The sequence below is a fragment of the Paraburkholderia flagellata genome (assembly GCF_021390645.1).
Taxonomy (GTDB): Bacteria; Pseudomonadota; Gammaproteobacteria; order Burkholderiales; family Burkholderiaceae; genus Paraburkholderia; species Paraburkholderia flagellata.
In genome coordinates this window covers 180,960-201,794 of the sequence record NZ_JAJEJT010000004.1, presented here as the reverse complement: position 1 = coordinate 201,794, position 20,835 = coordinate 180,960, and the positions used below count along the sequence as shown (strand labels likewise).

At 64.3% G+C, this 20,835-nt stretch carries 17 protein-coding genes and 1 riboswitch; of the genes, 6 read left to right on the top strand and 11 right to left on the bottom strand.

Annotated elements, in window-relative coordinates:
* Positions 1 to 79 precede the first annotated feature (79 nt).
* The 8 genes from L0U83_RS31545 to L0U83_RS31510 form a co-directional block, all read right to left on the bottom strand.
* On the bottom strand, positions 80 to 1,534 hold the full coding sequence (locus tag L0U83_RS31545) for an efflux transporter outer membrane subunit (RefSeq protein ID WP_233888121.1): 1,455 nt from the start codon (positions 1,532 to 1,534) through the stop codon (positions 80 to 82).
* Entirely contained in the window at positions 1,527 to 2,744 is a 1,218-nt protein-coding gene (locus tag L0U83_RS31540) for an efflux RND transporter periplasmic adaptor subunit (protein ID WP_233888120.1), read from the bottom strand. Before L0U83_RS31540 ends, L0U83_RS31545 begins: the two co-directional genes overlap by 8 nt.
* Positions 2,734 to 6,006 carry an efflux RND transporter permease subunit gene (locus L0U83_RS31535; protein WP_233888119.1) on the bottom strand — a complete coding sequence of 1,091 codons (3,273 nt, stop codon included), beginning with the start codon at positions 6,004 to 6,006 and terminating at the stop codon, positions 2,734 to 2,736. Before L0U83_RS31535 ends, L0U83_RS31540 begins: the two co-directional genes overlap by 11 nt.
* Before the next feature lie 193 nt (positions 6,007 to 6,199).
* Entirely contained in the window at positions 6,200 to 6,874 is a 675-nt protein-coding gene (locus tag L0U83_RS31530; protein ID WP_233888118.1) for a response regulator transcription factor, read from the bottom strand.
* Positions 6,875 to 6,914: 40 nt separating this feature from the next.
* Positions 6,915 to 7,850: a LysR family transcriptional regulator gene (locus tag L0U83_RS31525; RefSeq protein ID WP_233888117.1), complete on the bottom strand. Its 936-nt coding sequence runs from the start codon at positions 7,848 to 7,850 to the stop codon at positions 6,915 to 6,917.
* A gap of 129 nt (positions 7,851 to 7,979) precedes the next feature.
* Positions 7,980 to 8,369, bottom strand: a complete 390-nt coding sequence (locus L0U83_RS31520) for a hypothetical protein (RefSeq protein WP_233888116.1) — start codon at positions 8,367 to 8,369, stop codon at positions 7,980 to 7,982.
* Between the two features lie 210 nt (positions 8,370 to 8,579).
* Complete coding sequence (locus L0U83_RS31515; protein WP_233888115.1) at positions 8,580 to 10,019, bottom strand: MFS transporter; 1,440 nt, start codon at positions 10,017 to 10,019, stop codon at positions 8,580 to 8,582.
* Between the two features lie 45 nt (positions 10,020 to 10,064).
* Entirely contained in the window at positions 10,065 to 10,667 is a 603-nt protein-coding gene (locus tag L0U83_RS31510; RefSeq protein WP_233888114.1) for a TetR/AcrR family transcriptional regulator, read from the bottom strand.
* A gap of 162 nt (positions 10,668 to 10,829) precedes the next feature.
* Between L0U83_RS31510 and L0U83_RS31505 the strand changes: the two genes are divergently transcribed.
* Positions 10,830 to 11,921 carry an HPP family protein gene (locus tag L0U83_RS31505; RefSeq protein WP_233888113.1) on the top strand — a complete coding sequence of 364 codons (1,092 nt, stop codon included), beginning with the start codon at positions 10,830 to 10,832 and terminating at the stop codon, positions 11,919 to 11,921.
* 17 nt (positions 11,922 to 11,938) lie between these two features.
* Here the strand turns inward: L0U83_RS31505 and L0U83_RS31500 are convergent, their stop codons facing one another.
* Complete coding sequence (locus L0U83_RS31500; protein ID WP_233888112.1) at positions 11,939 to 12,937, bottom strand: sodium:calcium antiporter; 999 nt, start codon at positions 12,935 to 12,937, stop codon at positions 11,939 to 11,941.
* Positions 12,938 to 13,042: 105 nt separating this feature from the next.
* Positions 13,043 to 13,218: riboswitch (yybP-ykoY riboswitch) on the bottom strand.
* A gap of 63 nt (positions 13,219 to 13,281) precedes the next feature.
* A complete protein-coding gene (locus L0U83_RS31495; RefSeq protein WP_233888111.1) occupies positions 13,282 to 14,454 on the bottom strand; it encodes a porin in 1,173 nt (390 codons plus the stop codon).
* A gap of 450 nt (positions 14,455 to 14,904) precedes the next feature.
* Between L0U83_RS31495 and L0U83_RS31490 the strand changes: the two genes are divergently transcribed.
* The 5 genes from L0U83_RS31490 (at position 14,905) to ugpB (ending at position 18,177) form a co-directional block, all read left to right on the top strand.
* Positions 14,905 to 15,135, top strand: coding sequence for a DUF4148 domain-containing protein (locus L0U83_RS31490; protein ID WP_233888110.1), 231 nt, complete (start codon positions 14,905 to 14,907; stop codon positions 15,133 to 15,135).
* A 96-nt stretch (positions 15,136 to 15,231) separates the two neighbouring features.
* Positions 15,232 to 15,387 carry a hypothetical protein gene (locus tag L0U83_RS31485; protein WP_233888109.1) on the top strand — a complete coding sequence of 52 codons (156 nt, stop codon included), beginning with the start codon at positions 15,232 to 15,234 and terminating at the stop codon, positions 15,385 to 15,387.
* Between the two features lie 113 nt (positions 15,388 to 15,500).
* Positions 15,501 to 16,184, top strand: coding sequence for a class I SAM-dependent methyltransferase (locus L0U83_RS31480; protein ID WP_233888108.1), 684 nt, complete (start codon positions 15,501 to 15,503; stop codon positions 16,182 to 16,184).
* 47 nt (positions 16,185 to 16,231) lie between these two features.
* Positions 16,232 to 16,630, top strand: coding sequence for a VOC family protein (locus L0U83_RS31475; protein WP_233889078.1), 399 nt, complete (start codon positions 16,232 to 16,234; stop codon positions 16,628 to 16,630).
* A gap of 254 nt (positions 16,631 to 16,884) precedes the next feature.
* On the top strand, positions 16,885 to 18,177 hold the full coding sequence (ugpB, locus tag L0U83_RS31470; protein ID WP_233889077.1) for a sn-glycerol-3-phosphate ABC transporter substrate-binding protein UgpB: 1,293 nt from the start codon (positions 16,885 to 16,887) through the stop codon (positions 18,175 to 18,177).
* Between the two features lie 532 nt (positions 18,178 to 18,709).
* Here ugpB and L0U83_RS31465 read toward each other — a convergent pair.
* A complete protein-coding gene (locus L0U83_RS31465; protein ID WP_233888107.1) occupies positions 18,710 to 20,566 on the bottom strand; it encodes an acyl-CoA dehydrogenase in 1,857 nt (618 codons plus the stop codon).
* Between the last annotated feature and the right edge of the window lie 269 nt (positions 20,567 to 20,835).

Here is a 20,835-nt window from a genome sequence, read left to right as displayed (position 1 = left end):
ATTCGGTGAAAAGAACAACCCCGCGCGCGAGCGGGGTTAGGGGTGGTGATAAAAGCGGTTACCGCCGCTTTAGACGCGTTCAGGAAGCCGCGTTGTCCTCATGCAGGTCCTGCGTGCTCCAGCCGCCACCTATCGCCTGTATGAGGCCCACGGTGGCGTCCAGGCGCCGGGTGTCCAGTTCCAGCGAGGCAATCTGCGTTGAGAGTTCAGTCGTTTGCGCCGTCACGACGTCGAGGTAGCTCACCACGCCGTCGCGGTAGCGCGACATCGAGAGCGTCAGGGTGCGCTGCGCCGCTGTGAGCGCCTCGTCTTCGCGCTGCGCTTCGTCGCCGAGATGGTGCAGCAGCGCGAGGTTGTCCTCGACCTGCTGGAACGCATTGAGGACGGTGGCTTTGTACTGCGCGCCGTTTTCGGCGAGCTTGGCCCGCGCGCCGCGCACGACCGCCGCGCGGCGGCCGCCGTCGAAGATCGTCATCATGAGCGTGGGACCGATCGACCACATCTCGTTGGGCGCGACGATCCAGGGAGAGAACGTGTCGCTCTGGAAGCCGCCGTCGAGCCCGAGCGAAAGATCGGGGAAGAACGCGGCCTTCGCCACGCCGATCTGCGCGTTGGAGGCGGCTACGCGCCGCTCTGCGGCGGCGATGTCGGGCCGCCGCTGCAGGAGCGCCGATGGCAGTCCCGCAGGCAGATTCGGCAAATGCGGGCGGATCGTGTCCGGCGCGACATTGAACTGCGAGGCCGGCACGCCGATGAGCGTGGCAATGGCATGCTCGTAGAGCGCGCGGCGCGCGCTCACATCGTCCGCCGCGGCCTGCGCCGAGGCTAGCTGCGTTCTTGCGCGCGAGACGTCGAGCGAAGAAGCAATGCCGCCGCGATGGCGGCTCTCGGTCAAATCCAGCGCATGACGATAGGCGGCAATGGTGTCGTCGAGCAGCTTCGACTGCTGGTCGAGTCCGAGCAGATCGAACCACGTGGTGGCGAGCTTCGCTTGCAGGCTCAGTTGCAGCGAAGCGATGTCCGCTTCGCTGGCTACGCTCGACGCCTCGCCGGCCTTCACCTCGTTGCGCACCTTGCCCCATAGATCGAGGTCGTAACCGATACCCACGCCGAGAGTGTTCGAGTTGTACACGTTCGGCTGATCCGTGCCGCGCAGCGGACGCAGCGCCGACTGGCGCTCGCGCGAGACGTTCGCCTCCGCGCCGACGGTCGGCAGCAGCGCGGAGCGCGCCTCGCTGACAAGCGCATCGGCTTCGTCGTGACGCGCGAGCGCGGCGGCAACGTTCGGATTCGCCTTCGCAACCCGCGGCTCGAGCTGATTCAACACGGGGTCGTCGAACGCGCGCCACCACCCGTCGCGCGGGAGCTGGTCGGCGGGGCGCGCCGTCTGCCAGTCGCCTGCTTCCTTGAAGTGCGTGGGGATGGCCGTGGCGGGCGCGTGATACGTGGGCGCAAAAGAGCACGCAGAGAGCAGCAGGGCCGCCGCAAGCGCTACGGCGCGCAACGGGTGCACACGCACAGACTGCTTAACCATGCGCACGCTCCGCGTCGTGCACGGCTGCCGTCTGCGTCGATTGCGCGCCTGGCGCGTTGACGGAAGCGAGGCGCACGAGGTCGCCGCTCGCGAGCGAATCCGGCGGATTGTCGATCACGCGCTCGCCCGCATGCAGGCCCGCCGTAATCTCCACGCGCGTGCCGAGATCCGTGCCGATCGTCACGTCGCGCAGCTGTACGCGCCGATGCGCGTCTGCGATGGCGATCTGCATGCCATGCGCGCGGAAGATCAGCGCGCTCGCGGGCACGAAGAGCGCATGTGAATCGCCCGGCATCGCGAGATGGACTTCGGTGTACTCGCCGGGGAAGAGCAGGCCCTGCTTGTTGTCCACGGCGAGCTGCACGAGCATCGTGCCCGAAGCGGGCGAGATCGACTGGTCAGTGTTGACAAGCTTCGCGTCGAACTTCACGCCGGGGCGCTCGGGCACGGTGAGCGTCGCGTGCATGCCTGGCTTGATCGAGGCGACGTCGCTTTGCGGCACGCTCACGTACACGCGCAGCTGGCTCGCGTCCGCGACGGTGAAGAGATCGGGGCCGCTGCCGCTGCCCGCATCGATCAGCGCGCCCACGTCGGTCTTGCGTGCGGTGACGATGCCGTCGAACGGCGCTGAGATGCGCTTGAATGACTCGAGCGCCTCGAGCCGCCGCACGTTGGCCTCGTTTGCTTCCACCGTGGCCTGCTTCGCGATCAGGTCGGAGGTTTTCTCGTCGGCCTCCTGCTGCGAGACCGAGTCCTGCTTGAGCATCTCGGTCCAGCGCTTTGCCGTGGTGGCGGCGAGCTTTTCGTTGGCGACGGAGTTCTGCAGATCGGCGCGCGCCTGCTGCAACTGCTGGTCGAGGTCGGGGGTGTCGATCACGCCGAGCAACTGGCCCGCCTTCACGTGCGTGCCGATATCGGCGTACCACGCGTGCAGATAGCCGGACACGCGCGCATAGATGGGCGCGTTGATGTAGGCGGCGAGGCGTCCCGGCAGCACGAGCGGCGCCGATGCCGGGCTCGCTTGTGGCTGCACGGTGGCGACGGTGGGAATTGCCTGCGCGTCGGTCCACGTAGCGAGTGCCTGGTGCGCGTGGACACGGCTAAATATGCCGCCGGACACGATGCCGGCCGCGACCATGAGCGCGATTGCCGCGGTGGATTTCAGGTGACGCAGCGGCTGCGGCGAGGCGATGTCGATTTCAGTAGACATGGGCTTCTCCCGATTCGAGGGCAGGTTGATCCGTAGATGATTCGGTTTGCTGACTATCGTCATGGTGGCCGATTTTGCCGTTCTGGCGTTTGTGCACGAGGCTGAACACCACGGGCACGAACAGCAGCGTCGCGCAGGTGGCGCAGAGCAGGCCGCCGATCACCGCGCGGCCGAGCGGCGCATTCTGCTCGCCGCCGTCGCCCATGCCGAACGCCATCGGCGCCATACCGATGATCATCGCGAGTGCCGTCATGAGCACGGGGCGAAAGCGCGTGAAACCCGCTTCGAGCGCGGCGCGCATGGCGTCGCCGGTGACGGCAAGACGCTCGCGTGCGAACGACACCACGAGAATGCTGTTCGCGGTCGCCACGCCCATGCAGAGAATCGCGCCTGTGAGCGCCGGTACGGAGAGCGGCGTGTGCGTGGTGAAAAGCATCCAGACGATGCCGGCAAGCGCGGCAGGCAGGGCGCTCACGATCACGAACGCATCGCTCCACGAGTGGAAGTTCACGACGATCAGCAGATAGATGAGCCCCACTGCACCGGCTAGCCCGAGCAGAAGACCTGTGAACGCGCTGTTCATCGTCTGCACCTGGCCGCGCATGGTGACAGTCGAACCCTTCGGCAAGTCCTTGGCGCTCGCGTGAATCACCTTGTTGATCTGCGAGGAGACGGCGCCGAGATCGAGGCCCTGCGTGGTCGCGTAGATGTCGTAGAGCGGTTCGATGTTGTAGTGCGAGACGACGGCGTCGCTCACGCCACGTGTAATCGTGGCGATGCCGCCAAGAATCTGCGAGCTGCCGCTCTTGCCCGTGACCGGCAGATTCTGCAGGTCGGAAAGCGTGGTCATGCGGTACTGCGGCGTTTGCGCGACGATGGAATAGGACACGCCGTTCTTCGGATTGAGCCAGTAAGTGGGCGACACCTGGCTCGTGCCGGAAAGGCTCGCCACGACGGAGTTGGTCACGTCCTGCTCGGTAATGCCGAGTTCGTCGGCACGCGAGCGGTCAACCGCAACCGTCAGTTGCGGATAAGTCGATGCCTGCTGGATGCGGGGGTCTGCAATCCCGGGAATCCTCGCGATCTTGTGCAGCAGTTCATTCGCATAGACCTTGTTCGCGGCCTGGCTCGGCCCGCTCACCTGCACGTCGATCGGCGCGGGCGAACCGAAGTTGAGAATCTGGCTCACGATATCGGCGGGCAGGAAGGAGAACGTCGTGCCCGGAAAGCGGCGCGGCAGTTCAGCACGCAGTTCGCGCACATATTGCGCGGTGGGCGCGTGTGACTTCGCGAGCGAGATGAGGATGTCGCCATCCTGCGGCCCTATCGTGCCGCTGTTGTTGTAAGTCAGGTTGATGCCGCTGTTTGGCAGTCCAATGTTGTCGATCACGCTCGTGAGCTGGTCGGGCGGAATGGCCTCGCGAACGGTGTCTTCGATATGGTCGAACAGATCGGCGGTTTCCTCCACGCGCGTGCCGATAGGCGCGCGCACGTGCAGGGCAATTTCACCGGAATCGATATCGGGGAAGAAGTTTCGGCCGAGGAACGGCGTGAGCGCGAACGAGAGCGCGACGATGGCGAGAAATCCCACGACAAAGCGCCGCCGGTTCGTGAGCGCGAGTCCGAGCACGACGCGATAGCCCGCGCGCACGCGCTCGAAGCGTCGCTCGAAACCACGCTGAAACAGCACTAGCGGATTGCGTGTGGGTGGCATCGAGTCGTGCGCACCGTGCGGCGCCATGACGACGGCCAGTTCACCCGAAGCGTGACCCTGCGAAGCGTGCGGTTTGAGCAAGTAGCGGGCCATCATCGGCACGAAGGTACGCGAGAGCACGAATGAAGCGATCATCGCGAAGATCACGGCCTCGGCCATCGGCACGAAAAGGAAACGCGCAATGCCGTCGAGCAGCAGCATCGGCACGAAGACGATGCAGATGCAAAGCAGCGAAACGAGCGCTGGCATGACGATTTGCGCGGCGCCGTCGAGAATTGCACTACGAACGTCCTTGCCTTGCTCGAGGTGCCAGTTGATGTTTTCGATCGTGACTGTTGCGTCATCCACGAGGATGCCCACCGCGAGCGCGAGCCCGCCCAGCGTCATCACATTGAGCGTTTCCCCGCACGCGGCGAGGCCTGCGATCGCGGCGAGCACGGCGAGCGGAATCGAGGCGGCGATGATGAGCGTCGAGCGCCAGCTGCCGAGAAAGAGCAGGATCATCGCCGAGGTCAGCGCGGCCGCAATCAAGCCTTCGCGCGCGACACCACTCACGGCACCCTTCACGAACACCGACTGGTCGGAGAGTGCAACGAGCTTGAGTCCAGGCGGCAATGACTGCTCGATGAGCGGGAGCTTCGCTTTCACGCCGGCAATGATGTCGAGCGTCGAAGCCGAGCCGTTCTTCATGATGCTCATGAGCACGGCGCGGTGGCCGTCCACGCGCACGATGTTCGATTGCGGCGGATAGCCGTCGCGAACGTGGGCCACGTCGCGCATATAGATCACCGTGCCATCCGCAGTCTTGATGGGCAGCGCGTTGAGCTGGTCGATCGTCAGCGGGCTGTTGTTCAGGCGTACGTTATATTCGTAGCGGCCGATTTTCTGCGTGCCGGCCGGAATGATCTGGTTCTGTTGCGCAAGCGCCGTCGCCACGTCTTGCGCCGAAAGCTTCTTTGCCTGCAGGGCTTGCGGGTCGAGGTCGATCTGCACCTCGCGCACCTTGCCGCCGTAGGGCGTGGGAATCGCGACGCCCGCAACGGAAAGCAGTTGCGGCCGGATGAAGTTGGTCGCGTAGTCGGCGAGCTTCTGCTCGTCGAGCGTATTGCTCGTGAGCGCGAGTTGCAGCACTGGCACCGTCGACGCGTTGTAGTTGAGAATTTGCGGCGGCGTGGTGCCGGGCGGCATCTGCTTGAGCACAGTCTGCGAAACCGAGGTGACCTGTGCGGTGGCCGTGCGGATGTCGACTGTCGGCTGGAAGAAGATTTTCACCACGCCATAACCGCGAAACGACTGCGACTCGATATGCGCCACGTCATTCACGGTGGTTCCGAGCGTGCGCTCGTAGTAGCTGACGATGCGGCCCGCCATGTCGTCGGGCTGCAGGCCCGCGTAGTTCCACACGACACTGATGACGGGAATGCGGATGTCGGGAAAGATATCCGTAGGCGTGCGTAAGGCTGCGAGCGGGCCCGCGATCAGGATCAGGAGGGCCAGCACGATGAACGTATACGGACGGTTCAAGGCTAGCCGGACGATTTTCAGCATCAGATGGGGCTCCGTTCAGGCGCCAAGCCGCGCCACGCGTGGGGCAGCCGACGCCGGTATTGTCTCGGTCGCGTCCTAACACGCGAGAGCCAGGAAAATGAAGAAAGATTTAGCTGCGCGTCGATTTCATGAAATTTATAGGATTACGAAATAAAACGAAGCAGAGAGAACGGCAGCAAAATCGAGGATTACGTCAACCGAGCAGATAACCCGAGCCGCGTATCGTGCGGATGAGCGAGGGTTGGCCGGGGGTGTCGACGCGGTTGCGCAGGCGTCCTACGTGAACATCCACGAGATTGGTGCCGGGGTCGAAGCGACCGCCCCACACGCCTTCGAAGATCATGGTGCGCGTGAGTACCTGGCCCGCCTGGCGCATCATGAATTCGAGCACGCGCAACTCGGTGGGACGCAGGCGCAGCACCTTGTCGCGGCAGCTGAGCCGCCGCTTGACGAGATCGAGTTCGAGCGGCCCGACGCACAGTACGGTTTCCGTCGTGGCCGGACGTATGCGCCGGCGCACGAGCGCTTCTACACGCGCGGACATTTCGTCGATCGAAAACGGCCGTGTGAGGTAGTCGTCGCAACCCGCGCGCAGGCCCTGAATGCGTTCTTCGACGCCCGTGGTCGAGCTCATTACGATCACGGGCGTTTCGATACCCACGCCGCGCATGGTGGTGACGATCGTGAGACCGTCGAGGTCGGGCAGGCGCCGCTCGAGCGCGACGACGTCATAGTCGCCTGCCATCACCATCGCAATGCCTTCGCGGCCCGAGCGGGCAACGTCCACGGTGAAGCCGGTGGAGGCGAGCGTGGGCACGACAGTGCGCTCGGTAACGGCGTCGTCTTCAATGGTCAGTATTCTGGGCATGGCTTTCCACCCGTTGTGACGAAAAGTGCTAGAAGCATCATCAGGCAACCGCGCGCAGCGGTGTCGGCGCGGAGCGTGTCTGCGCCGCATTCGTTCGGAACTGGTCGACCGCGAAGTCGATGAAGCTGCGGATCTTCATCGTGAGGTAATTGCGGCCGGAATAGACGATGGAGATGTGCTGCACGCCGCCGTTCACGTCGAACGCGTTGAGCACGGGCAAGAGCGCGCCGCGCGCGAGATCGTCGGCCACGAGCGGTAGCGGCAGCAGTGCGATGCCCAAGTCCGCTAGCGCGGCGGCGCGCACGGTTGCATAGCCGTTGGCCGTCATCGGGCCGTTCACGTTGATGCGCTGCACGCCCTCGGCGTTCGAGAACTCCCAGTGACGCGGCGCATCGGAAACCGTGAGCAGGCCGTGCTCGGCGAGTTCGGCCGGGTTGCGTGGCAGGCCGTGGCGCGCGAGCCAGGCGGGCGTGGCCACGAGCATCTCCTTGATCGAAGTGAGCTTGCGGCTCACGAGCGAGGCATTCACGTTCTGGCGGTCGGTCGCGAAGCACACGTCGAAGCCGCCTTCGATCAGGTCGATGTGAGTGTCGTACGCCGTCACGTCGAATTCCACGCGCGGATTGACCGCCCGATACGCACCGAGCACGGCGGGGAGTCCCGAACTCGCGAACACGGCAGGCGCGGCGATGCGCAGCACGCCGCTGGGGTCGCGCGTGGCGCGCACGAGTTCCGATTCGACTTCATCGAGCTTTTCGATCACGGCGCGACAGCCGTCCAGATAGAGGCGTCCGGCTTCGGTGAGCGAAAGGCTGCGCGTGGAGCGGTTCAAGAGGCGCATGTTCAGATGCGCTTCGAGCATGCCGACGCTGCGCGTGACGGCCGCAGCCGACATGCCGAGCTGCTTGCCGGCAAGGTTGAAGCTGCTCAGATCGACGACGCGCGTAAAGACGCGCATTGCTTGGAGCTGGTTCATGGGCGATATTCCTGGGCAGACGCGCCAGCACGAGGGCGAGCGCGGGCATCGACGCCGCACATGGCGGCGACGGTTCGTACACGCTGCATGCGTGATCAGACGGAAAGAATGAGAGGGCTCGAAGCGCGCCTAATTAGGCAGCGCGAGCGCCAAGGCATGCGCGTCGCGCTGCGCGGCGGCTTCGTGCGCGCAGAGCGCGGCCTTGAGCCGATGCCCGCTTTCGGTGGGAATAGCGAAACCCGCCCAGCCGAGGCCGGTATGGCGCAGAAACACCACGGTGCCGTCGAAGAGCGGATTGCGTTCCGTGTACCAGCACGGGTCGATCTCGAGCACATATTGATGCGAGCGCAAAGGCTGCTCGGGTACCGCTGGCTGCATGAGTGCGCGCAGCTTGCTGAGTTCTTCGATCAGGCCATCCACATCGGGCGTGTCGAGCAGCGCGACCTGAGTGCCTACCTTCACACAAACCGCGTGCTGGCCGTATTCGTTGACGAGTTCGATCGACATCGGCTTTTGCATATTGCGTTCCTCGCAGTGCTGAAACTGGAAGGCATTATCGGTGCCTAATCGGAACGCATGCTTTAAGTTGCGGCGCACTCCACATGAAAACAAATTTAGAAAGCGACGATTCGCTTTCCCGTCATGACGGTACTGCGTGCAGTGCGCGTGTTAATCACACAGGCCGCCGAATGGCCATCGTTTCATGCAGCGCGATGGGTGTGTTTGTTCTTATACGTGCCGTTTGCGCAATTGCGGCGCGCGATTATTGCGCCCACCGATGAGAAACGCTGCAATGAAAAGCAGAATGCCGATAATCGCAACGGTTGTCGCAAACGCGCGAGCCACGTGCGTGCTGTTCAATCCCGGCCCGGCAAGCGCAAAAAACAAGCCGCCAAGCAGCGCCACAGCGAGCGCAGCACTCACTTGCAAAACCGAGCTGACGAGCCCCGCGGCAAGCCCCGACCAGCGTCGATCGACACATTCGACATTGCGCCTGACGAGTGCGGGCAACGCCACGCCCTGGCCGAAGCCGATCAGAAAGAGCGACGCGCTCAGCGCGTGCAGTCGTTCGTCATGAACAAGCATGGCAGTCCAAAGTAATCCACAACCCTCGATTGTCATGCCGGCCGCCGCCGCGCGATGCCCGAACTGGCGCACGATCAGCGGGTTGAGCAGCGGCCCGATCAGAAAGCCGATGCCCACGGGCAGAATGCGCAGCCCGACTTCGAGCGGCGCGAGCCCAAGCGCTCGCTGCACGTAAATCGCGAACATCATGAAGAACGGGGCGAGCGAATAGAAGAAGAGCGTGGCAACGAGCCCGCGCACGAGACCGGGCGCGGCGAAGATGGTGGGTGGCACGAGCGCATCGCGCCCGGCTCTCGCAACGCGCGCCTCATAGCGCCAGAAAATCGCGAACAGGGGCGCGGCGCAAATGAGCAGCGTCCACGTCCAGACTGGCCAGCCGCGTTCGCGGCCTTCGATCAGCGGAACCACGAGCGCAGCCAGCGCGAGCGCGAGCAAGACCATGCCGCCGGGATCGAGCTTCGCGGGATGGTCCGAGCGACTTTCGCGCACGAGCCAGTACGCCGCGGGCGCGGCCACGATCACCACAGGCAGGTTGATGAGAAAAATGCTGCGCCACCCGAGTCCGAATACGTTTGCCGAAACGAGTACGCCGCCAAGCGCCTGGCCGGCCACGGAGGCGATCCCATAAGCGGTGCCGAACAGGCTGAGCGCGAGCCCCTCCTGATGCGCCGGAAAGAGCGCGTGGATCGACGCGAGCGCCTGGGGCGCCATGATGGCCGCGGCGCCGCCCTGGAGGATGCGCCCCGTGACCAGCGCAGCGGGAGAACTGGCGAACCCGCATACGGCCGAAGCGGCCGCGAACGCGAGGATCCCCGCGAGGAAGATACGCCGCCGGCCGTACAGATCGCCAAGCCGCCCGCCCGTAATGAGAAAGATGGCGTACGTCGCCGCATAGGCGGAAATCACCAGTTGGGCAATGGCGGCGCTGGCATGCAGGCTGGCCTGCATGGACGGGAGCGCAACGTTGACGATGAAGAAGTCGAGCGGCGGCAAGAGCGTGCCCATCAGCAGCACGGTCAAGGCCCACCAGGTGCGCGCGCCCGCTCGCGTGGGCGGCAATTCCACAGTCGAAAGGTTTGTCATGTGCCCTCCATATGGAACTAGGCGGTTCCTAATTAGCCAAAAAAACTAGCGGATGGCGCTCAGCGCGATTTCAGCAATCGTGTCCATCGCCTTTTCGCCGGCGTCGGTTTTGCCCAGTACGCGCATGCCTTCGATCGTGCAGAGCAGGAAGCGCGCAAGATCGTCGGCATTCTGGTCGGCCGCCAGTTCCCCCGCTGCCTGGCCGCGCCGGATGGCGCCGGCGAGCAGCGCTTGCATGCGCGCGAACATGTCCGTGACGCGCGCTTTCACCTCGGCGTCGAAGGGCAGGCACTCGGTCGCTGCGGCTGTGACCGGACAGCCCGCAAGCCCTTCGAGGCCAGCGGAAAGGCGCACGTAATGATGCAGCGCCTCGCGCAGCGCGGTGCGCGCCGAGGCGTGCCGCAGGTTGCGCGTGAGCCGCGCGATACCGCGCTCGGTATAGAAGTCGAGCGCCGCGAGAAAGAGCTGGTGCTTGTCGCCGAACGCCTTGTAGAGGCTGCCGCGCGAGAGTTGCGTGCCTTCGATCAGGTCGGGCAGCGACGTGGCGGCATAGCCGCGTGCGCGAAATACCTCGAGCGCGTTCTGCACGGCTTCCTGCTCGTCGAATTCGCGTGGACGGCCGGGGCCGGAACGGGTTTCGGATTTCATGGCGTTATTCTAGACCAAACGATTCCGAATTACAGGAAAAAATGCGCGTGCCGAACTCAAACATGCATACAGAATGAATTATATATACGCACAGAAATATCAATTGTTGATATTCGGCGCGCGTCGGTAATCTTGCCGACATACCGACCAGCAAGCCCCGCTATGACCCGCACCGCACTCATCGAATGGCTGACGAGTTTCGTGCCCAACCCGGCTGCGCCGCCATGGCGCGAGCGGGGGCGGCGCTGCGGCGGGGCGTTGATCGGCATCGCGTTCACGGGACTCGCCACCCACTTGATGTTCGGCGCGGCGGGGGATATCCCGCTGCTCGTGGCGCCCATGGGCGCTTCTGCCGTGCTGCTCTTCGGCGCATCGGACAGCCCGCTTGCGCAGCCGTGGTCGATCCTTGGCGGCAACTTCGTCTCCGCGCTGGTCGGTGTGGCGTGCGCGCAATGGATCGCGTCGCCCGTCGCGGCGGCTTCCGTGGCGGTGGCGCTCGCGATCTGCGCGATGTTCCTGTGCCGCTGCGTGCATCCGCCTTCAGGCGCGGTCGCGCTGACTGCCGTGCTCGGCGGTCCGGCTGTCCACGCACTAGGCTTTCGCTTCGTGCTTGCGCCGATCGCGTTCCAGTCCTTCGCCTTGCTGAGCGCTGCGCTCGCCTTCCACGCGCTGACCGGACACCGCTATCCGCGTGCAGTGTTCCGTCCTACGCCGCAGGCCGCCGCCGCACCGCTTGCCGCGCTCTCGCCACATCTACTGGAGCCGTTGGAATATCCGCCAAAGTCGTTCGAACAACTAACTTGTGAGGAGATCATGTCGATTGGTTGTCCCGCCGTGCCCGCGACAATGGGTGCGCGGGCGGCACACGAAATGTTCCGCCGCCACGGTGCTTCGACGCTGCCCGTTGTCGACGCGATGGACCGCGTGGTTGGCGTCGTCACGCATCACGCGCTCGGCGATCTCGCGCCGGCGGCTGGCATCAAGCGATTCTGGAATGCGCTGCGTCGCGCGGTGCTGCGCGAGTCGGCGCGTGTGGAAGAAACGGTCGAGGCCGTGATGGCGGCCGGCGTGCACGCGGTCCATCGGGCCACGCCGCTCGCGCATCTGGTGCCGATCTTCATCGAGCACGCCTACCACGACATTCCCGTGATGGACGATGCGCGGCGGCTCGTAGGCGTGGTCAAGCATTCGGACATGATCCGCTGGCTCCATCACCATGCGGGTGCCGCCCAGGCCACCGCGGCGGCGGCCTGAGGTTGGCGCAAGCCGCGTTACACCACGAACAGCAACGCCGCGAACACCGCATAGAGCCAGCCGACATGTGTGAGCTGACGGCTGCGCACCTTCGGCGCGCGAAACGCCCATTGCAGGAACAGAATGGCGACCATGGTGGTCACGGCCGCGAGAATCGAAGGCGTGCCGAGATGCCACGGCGTGAAGAACAGACCGAACGCCGTGGGAATCGTCGCCTGAATCATCATCGCGCCGCTGATGTTCGCAAGCGCCAGCCGCTCTTTGCCCTGACGCACCCAGATGATCGCGTTCATGATCTCGGGCAGCTCGGTTGCGATCGGGCTGAACAACACGGCGGTCAACTGCGGGCTCAGGCCGAGCCACGGCCCTACGGCGCTGATCTGCTGCACGAACAGATGCGAGGCCGCGAAGATCACCGCGAGCGCGCCCAACGTCTGCAGCAGAATCCACACCATGGCCGGATTCTCGTCGTGCGGGCGCAGCTTGAGCGGTTCGAGATCGCCTTCCACCTCGCCGCCATCCTCGGCGGAAAGCTCCTTCCAGCAGTAGAACGCGTAGGCCGCGAGAAACGCAATGCCCAGCAGCGGCTTGAAGCTGAACACCACGAGCCCGAGCGCAATCTTTGCGACGAAGATCGCGAGGAACCAGAGCTGATCGCGGCGCAGGCGGCGCGTATTCACATCGACGGTGGCGGCGCGCTCACGGCCCACGCGCTTCGCGGTGGCAAGCAGCGCGACGCCCACTACGGCATAGGCGATCGTGCTGAGCGCGAGTGGCCCGCCGATCGCGGCGCCCACGCCGATTTCCTTGTGCGCAGGATCCCCGCCGAAAGCGACCGCAACGAGCGTGACTACGCTCTCGGGCAGCGCCGTGCCGAACGCGGCGAGGATCGTGCCGGTGGCGGTTTGCGTGACCTTGAGCTTCTGACCGAGCCACTCGACGCTATTGACGAAGGTCTCGCAGGACAAATAGATGATGCCGGCCGCGGCGATGAGCAGGGCGAACGTCAAGATCATGACGAACGCTCCGTGGCGCAAAGGATGAGGTGATGCGGGGCGAGACGAGTCATTGTTTTTGCCGTGATGTGCGGGCCGGGCACCGAAACCATGACGCTTCCCTTCGCCCGGCCCGGGTGAAAGGGAAAACGTCATAGGTCTCGTCAGGCCGCGCAATTGCAGCGATTCGCTGCAGCAACTCGCAATACGGCTGCCGACGCCATGGTGCAGGGGCACCAATTATGTTGACGACGGCGCAACGCCCAAGCTGGCGTTGCAGACTACTCCCCTAAGACAGGGGGCGATTATAGCCGAAGTTCATGGCGGCGAGCGATTTCCAGTGCGCTCGCCGCGCGCGACGCGAATCAGAACTTGTGACGCAGGCCGACCATCACCATTGCCTGCTTGTCGTTGGTCGCATCGTTGCCGAAGTCGCCGAACGACGCGACCGCGTCGACGAGTTCACCCGTCTGCGCGTCGATCGTCTTGCCTGACGCCTTCTGGTAGCCCGCGAGCGCGTAGATGTCGGTGCGTTTGGAGAGGAAGTAATCGCCGCCCAGGCTGAACTGGTTGTAGCTCGCGTCCACGCCGTTGCCATGACCCTTCGTGTAGTTGTAGCCGAAGCCCAGGAGCGCGACCGGCGTGACCTGATAGTTGATGAAGGCCTGGCCCGTGTTGAACTTCGTGTTGCTGTTCGTGCCGGCCGCGCTCTGATAGTTCGCGTACTCGACGTTGCTGTACGCGAGACCTGCCGTCACCGGCCCGTACGTGTAGTCGCCGGCCGCACGAATGATCTGCAGCGAGTTCGCGGAGACGAAGCCGCCCGTGATGGCGGCGGAGTCCACGTTCACATCGGTGTTCGGATTCAGGCCGTCGAACGTCGCGACCGTGCCGCCGTTGCTGTTGGCCTTGAAGTAGCCCGCGCCGAAGCCGAACGGACCATGGTTGTACGCGGCCGCCACGGCCCACGTCTGGCCCGCGCCGGTGCTGCCCGGCTGGCCGCCGAACGCGTACATCGCGCTCATTTGCAGGCCGCCGAAGTTAGGGCTCGCGTACTTGATCGAGTTGCTGGTGCGGTAACTGTTGTCGTAGTTGTCCATGTCGCCCGGCGTGGCGAATGCGGAGCCGAATGCGCCGTCGTTGGTGAGCGGCTGCAGCAGGTCGATGAGCGGATCGTACTGGCGGCCGAGCGTGACGGCGCCGGCGGTACTCGAATTCAGGCCGACCATCGCCGTGCGGCCGAAGAGGCGACCGCCCTGGTTCTGCTTGCCGTTGTCGATGTTGAAGCCGCTTTCGAGCTTGAAGATCGCCGAGAGACCATTGCCGAGATCTTCGCTGCCGCGCAGGCCCCAGAGGTTCGGCGACAGGTTGCCGGACATCATCTGAAACGTGCCGCCCGAGCCGTTCTTGCCTTGCTGGTTGCCGAACCAGGCAACGGAGGTGTCGAGCGAGCCGTAGAGCGTCACGCTGCTTTGCGCGTGGGCGAGGGAGGCGAACGATGCCAGCGCAAAGGCGGCGGCGAGAGCGGTTTTTTTCATTGAATGGTCTTCGTTGATGAGTGGCATGTGTGAGAGTGAAATCGCGGCGCGCGAACGCACGCGAAGGCACGAAGCGGCGGGCGGCCCGAAATTCAGCGGCGATTATGCGTATCGCGCTGCGTGGACGAATTTGAAAAACGGAAAGACTGAGTTTCAGAAAGCGCATGAGCGCCAATGCGCCGCCAGTTCGGCTTCACAAGGCATGTGACATGAGCTGGCGTTGTTTTTTTGCGGCGCATTTTTACAGTTGATAAGAATAACTAAATAAATATCGATGCCGATACTGACACGTCGCCGATTAAACATTTCTTCATTTTCGTGCGGATGTTTGGCGAAAGTCGCGCCTCTATCCTTGCCTCACGAGTCGCAATCCGATTCGCTGCCGCAGCGGCCAACGCTTGCGGCCACGACCGATGACCCCGGCCCGCGAGGCCGCAAAGGAGAAACGAGGTGAAGATATTCAAGAGCGGCGCGTGCGTCGCAATCATGCTGTCGATATCGGCGCTTGCGCATGCACAGGCGGCGAGCGCACCACCAGCGTCCGTGCAGCAGTTGGCGAGTCCACAAGTTCCGCAAGGCGACGCGCCGGTCACACGCGCACAGGTGCGCCACGAACTGGTGCACGCCGAGCGCGACGGGCAGATCCAGACGCTCGATCGAACGCTGTACGCGCATCACTGACGCCGGTCGCGTGTTTGCGTCGCGGCGAAGCCGGCCGCGCGTCGCGACGGAACCTCGCGCCGCGGCCAGTCAATGTCGGCTCATCCCATCTCATTCATGAAATCACGCATTCTTTCTTATGTGTTGCGCGCCACGCTGTGCGTAACGGTCGCCGCGGCCTTCTCCGGATGCGCGAACCTGCATCCGCAGCCCAATGGCCCCGGCGATTGCGTCGGGCCGGCCGGCTTTTGTGTGCCGTTCTTCGGTTCGTAGCTCGCGAAGCCCGTCTTCTTGCAGCCGTGTTCGCGCGTCGCTGAGGGTGTCCGGCGGCGCGCATAATACGCGTTCGCGTGGAACATCCACGATCCGCGTTGACGAGGAGACCTATGAATCGCGATATCCGCACCGACGCCGAAGTCCTCGCATCATGGCAGCGCAACGCGACGCCCTGGATCGCTGCCGTGCGCGGCGGCGAGATCGCGAGCCGTCGCCTCGCGACGGACGCGGCGGTGCTCGACGCCGTGCTCGCGTGCTCGCCGCGCAGCGTGATCGATCTCGGCTGCGGCGAAGGCTGGCTCGCGCTGGCGCTCGCGCGCCGCGGCATCGCGGTCACAGGCGTGGACGCGGTGCCCGAACTCGTGGAGGCCGCGCGTGAGGCCGGGCTCGCAGACTGCCGTCTGCTAACCTACGAGCAGATCGCGCGGGGCGCACTGGACTGCCGCGCCGATGCGGTGGTGTGCAATTTTTCGCTCATCGGCTCGACCTGCGTCGACGATCTGCTGCGCGTGGTGCCCGCGTTGCTGGAGCCGCAAGGTACGCTCATCGTGCAGACGCTGCATCCGCTCATGGCATGCGGCGATGAACCTTATGTCGACGGCTGGCGCCCCGGATCGTGGGCCGGATTCAGCAGTGCGTTTCGCGACGCGCCGCCGTGGTACTTTCGAACGCTCGAATGTTGGATCGCGCTGCTCGGGACGAGCGGCCTCGCCCTGCGCGCGCTGCGCGAACCGCTCGACCCGCGCAGCGGCAAGCCGGCTTCGGTGCTGTTCGTGGCGCAACGACGCGGGTGACACCGCACCCACTCGCATCCGCAAATCAGGAGGCAGAGACGATGGCGATGATTTCTCACGTCTATATCGGCGTAAACGATTTTGAGCAGGCATTTGTTTTCTATTCCCCGGTCATGGAGGCGCTGGGCTTCGCGCTGAAGTTCCGTGAGCCCGACTATCCTTGGGCGGGCTGGGTGGAGCCGGGCGTGCCGCGCCCACTCTTCCTGGTGGGCCGTCCGTGGGACGGCAACCCCGCGCAGCCCGGCAACGGCCAGATGATCGCGCTGCTCGCGCCGTCGCGCGCGGCAGTCGACGCCGCTTACGCCGCCGCGCTCGCACACGGCGGCTCCGACGACGGCGCGCCGGGCGGGCGTGCTCACTATCACCCGAACTACTACGGCGCGTACTTTCGCGATCCTGAAGGCAACAAGCTCTGCGTCTGCTGCCACGACCCCGTGGACAACTGACGAGCCATCACACGGGTGTCCCAATCGCTGTGCTACCCTTGCCCTGCCTTGGGCCGAGGGTGCCGTGCGCGCCTATGAACGACCGCCGGTGGGCGGCCCGGTGTATCGAAGTCGAAAATCGAAGTCCTGAACCAAAGTCCCGAACCGCGCCTCATCGCGCGCATCTCCCGGGACAAATCAATAACTGGAAGAAGACGCAGATGAAAAAGCACGAGATACAACGCGCGGGAACGCGCGGCCGCTTGCGCACGCTGATGGCCGCCGTGGTGCTGGCCGGCGGCGCGCAAGCCGCGCATGCCGCCACCGAAATCCAGTTCTGGCACGCCATGGAGTCCGAACTCGGCCAGCGCGTGAATGACATCGCGCAGCAGTTCAACGCTTCGCAGAGCGAATACAAGATCGTGCCCGTCTTCAAGGGCACCTACGACCAGACGCTCGCCGCCGGCATCGCGGCCTATCGCAGCGGCGACGCGCCCGCCATCCTGCAGGTGTACGAAGTCGGCACCGCCACGATGATGAACGCGAAGAAGGCCGTGCTGCCCGTGTACGACGTGATGAAGACCGCCGGCGCGCCGCTCGACGAAAAGGCCTTTGTGCCGACGATCGCGAGTTACTACAGCGACGCAAAGACGGGCCATCTCGTGTCGATGCCGTTCAACAGTTCGACTCCGGTGCTCTACTACAACCGCGACGCCTTCAAGAAGGCCGGCCTTCCCGACGCGCCGCCGAAGACCTGGCCCGAAGTCGCTGCGGCCGCCGCGAAGCTCAAGGCTTCGGGCATGAGCTGCGGCTTCACCACGGGCTGGCAAGGCTGGATCCAGATCGAGAACTACAGCGCCTGGCACGGCGCGCCGATCGCGACGCGCAACAACGGGTTCGACGGCCTCGACGCGCAGCTTGAAATCAACAAGCCGCTGCAGGTCGCGCATATCGCCTTCCTGCAGGACATGGCGAAGCAGGGTACGTTCACGTACGTGGGGCGCAAGGACGAGGCCACCGCCAAGTTCTATAGCGGCGACTGCGGGATCATGATGGGATCGTCGGGCGCGCTCGCGAATGTCCAGCAATATGCGAAGTTCAAGTTCGGCACCGGCATGATGCCGTATGACCCGAGCGTGAAGGGCGCGCCGCAGAACGCCATCATCGGCGGGGCGAGCCTGTGGGTGCTGGGCGGCAAGAATCCCGAGGTCTACAAGGGCGTGGCGAAATTCCTCGCGTATCTGAGCTCGCCGGCCGTGGCCGCGAAATGGCATCAGGACACTGGCTATCTGCCGGTCACGAAGGCTGCGTACGAACTCACGCAGCAACAGGGCTTCTACGCATCGCACCCGGGCGCCGACACGGCCACGAAGCAGATGCTCAACAAGCCGCCGCTGCCGTGGACCAAGGGCCTGCGCCTTGGCAACATGCCGCAGATCCGCACGATCGTCGATGAAGAACTTGAGCAGGTGTGGACGGGCGCCAAGACGCCGCAGCAGGCGCTCGACTCGGCCAACTCGCGCGGCAACGAACTGCTCAGGCGTTTCGAGCAACAGGCGGCGAACTGACGCTCGTGCGCCCGTGAGGTGAAGTGAAACGATGTGATGCGGTGCCTTCGCGCGAGGCGCCGCGCAGCGCCCCAAACGGCGGACGTCTGTCTCGCCTTTTGGGGCGCTTTGCTTTTCAGCGCGGCGTTAGATCGCTGCGCTGCCAGGACTACGATGGCTTCGCGTTGCCGTTCACAGTGGACGGCCGTGGCGCGTACGACGCCCCGAAAACGAAGAAGCGTACCGCGTTTCGACGCAAGGTTTCAGGGACCGGTGGGACGCCGGAGGCCGCGCAGCAGTGCGTGGAAATGTCTGTGGAGCGGGCGCAAGTCCGGCTTGCGGCTTAGGCCGACAACCGGCAGCCCGCTTCGAAGCAGAAACCGGAACCCGCGAGGGTTTCGAAGCGCCGGCCTTCAGGCCGCGGTAGTTCACTCAACAGTGGAGCGCCGGTTCAGGTGCTCGGAGGCTACGAAATTCGCGGGGGGAAAGGACTCGCGGTCGTCTGTCGTGCCGGGGCGTTAGTCCCGACACGACATCGCCTCATTCGCCGGGCTCAGAACCAGGCGTCCTGCATGTCGAGCGTCGTGCGGTCGAGCGAGGCGAGCAGATCGAACTGCGCACTTGTTTTCGGCAACTCCCACGCAAAGAAGTACGCGGCCGCCGCGAGCTTGCCACGATAGAAGTCCGCCTCCTCACCGCTTGATCCAGCAGGCATGGCGAGCGCCGCGCGCGTCACGAGCGCCTGTTCGAGCCACACCCAGGCCATGACCACGTGGCCGAACGCTTCCAGGTACACCGAAGCATTGGCGAGCGTCACTGCCGGGTCGCCTGCTGCCCACAACTGCCGCGTCACTTCCGTGAGCCGCTTGAGTGCGGCCGCGAGCGCGCTGGCGTGGGCGGCGTCGTCGGCAGCGCCCGAAGCGTGCGCGCGCTCTAGCGTTGCCTGGACGCGCTGCACGAAGATCTTGAGCGCCGCACCGTCCTTGATGACGACCTTGCGGCCGAGCAGGTCGAGCCCCTGAATGCCGTGCGTACCTTCGTGAATCGGATTGAGACGGTTGTCGCGATAGAACTGCTCGACGTTGTACTCGCGCGTGTAGCCATAGCCGCCGTGTACCTGAATGGCGAGATCGTTGGCGGCGAGACACCATTGCGAGGGCCAACTCTTCGCGATGGGTGTGAGCAGGTCGAGGAGCAGCGAGAGCGGCTCGCGCTCGGCGCCACTGGCCGCGTTCGTTTCGTCCACGAGTTTGGCGCACCAGAGGTTGAGCGCGAGCGCGCCTTCCACATAGCTCTTTTGCGCGAGCAGCATGCGGCGCACGTCGGCGTGCTCGACCAGCCTCACCTGGGACGAAGCCGGGTCCTTGCCCGCCGAGCCCAAAGGACGCCCTTGCGGACGATTGCGCGCGTAGTCGAGCGCATGCAGATAGCCGGTATAGCCGAGCATCGTAGCGCCGAGCCCGACGCCAATGCGCGCCTCGTTCATCATATGGAACATGTACGCGAGCCCGTGATGCGGCTCGCCCACGAGATAGCCGATTGAGCCCGCCCGGCCGCCCGGCGTGTATTTCGTGCCTTCGCCGAAATTCAGCAGGCAGTTCGTCGTGCCGCGATACCCCATCTTGTGGTTCAGGCCCGCGAGCACGACGTCGTTGTGCTCGCCGCGCGTGCCGTCCTCGTTCACGAGGTACTTGGGCACGACGAAAAGCGAGATGCCTTTGACGCCCGGAGTGAGCTTGCCGTCGGGGCCGGGAATCTTGGCGAGCACGAGATGCACGATGTTCTCGGAAAGCTCGTGCTCGCCGCCCGAGATCCACATCTTGTTGCCACGCAGACGATATTGCGCGCCGAGCGGCGAGTCGCATTCGAATTCGGCGCGCGTGGCGACATCGGAAAGCGAAGAGCCCGCCTGCGGCTCGGAAAGACACATCGTGCCGAAATAGCGGCCTTCCAGTTCGGGGCGCACGAAGGTGTCGATCTGCGCGGCGCTGCCGTGCGCGAGCAACAGGTTCGCGTTGCCGATGGTGAGGAACGGGTAGGCGCTCGTGCCTACATTCGCGCCCTTGAACCACGCGAAGCCTGCCTTCTCGACGACGAGCGGCAACTGCATGCCGCCGTACTCATAGTCCTGGCCCGCGGCCATCAAGCCCGCGTCGCTGAATGCCTTCAACGCGGCCTTCACCTCGGGGATGATCGTGACTGTCTCGCCGTCGAAGTGCGGCTCGTGCTGATCGTTCTTCTTGTTGTGCGGCGCGAAGAGGTCGGTGGCGATCTTCTCGCAGGTGTCGAGCGCGGCATCGAAGGTTTCGCGCGTGTGGTCGGCGTAACGCTCGATGCGCGTGAGGCTTTCGACATCGAGCCATTCATAGAGCAGGAAGTTCAGATCGCGGCGGGAAAGGATCAGCGACATGGCGGAACGGTCTCGCATCATGGGAGGAGAAGTTGAGAAACCTACCCAAAATAGAACGATCGTGCTATTGGTAATTTCTCCTGCCGCAACGGGTGGATGTCGTCGACTGACGGCTTTCGACAAGCGTAAATCAATGCCTTTTCATTCCTTGCAAAAAATTAAAATGGGACCAAAACGCTGCAAACGTTTGCAAATACTTGTGCCATAAAGGGTTTCCTGAAGTTTCCTTATTCGCTGCCGTAAACTCGTGCGCGGGTCCCGATTTTCTT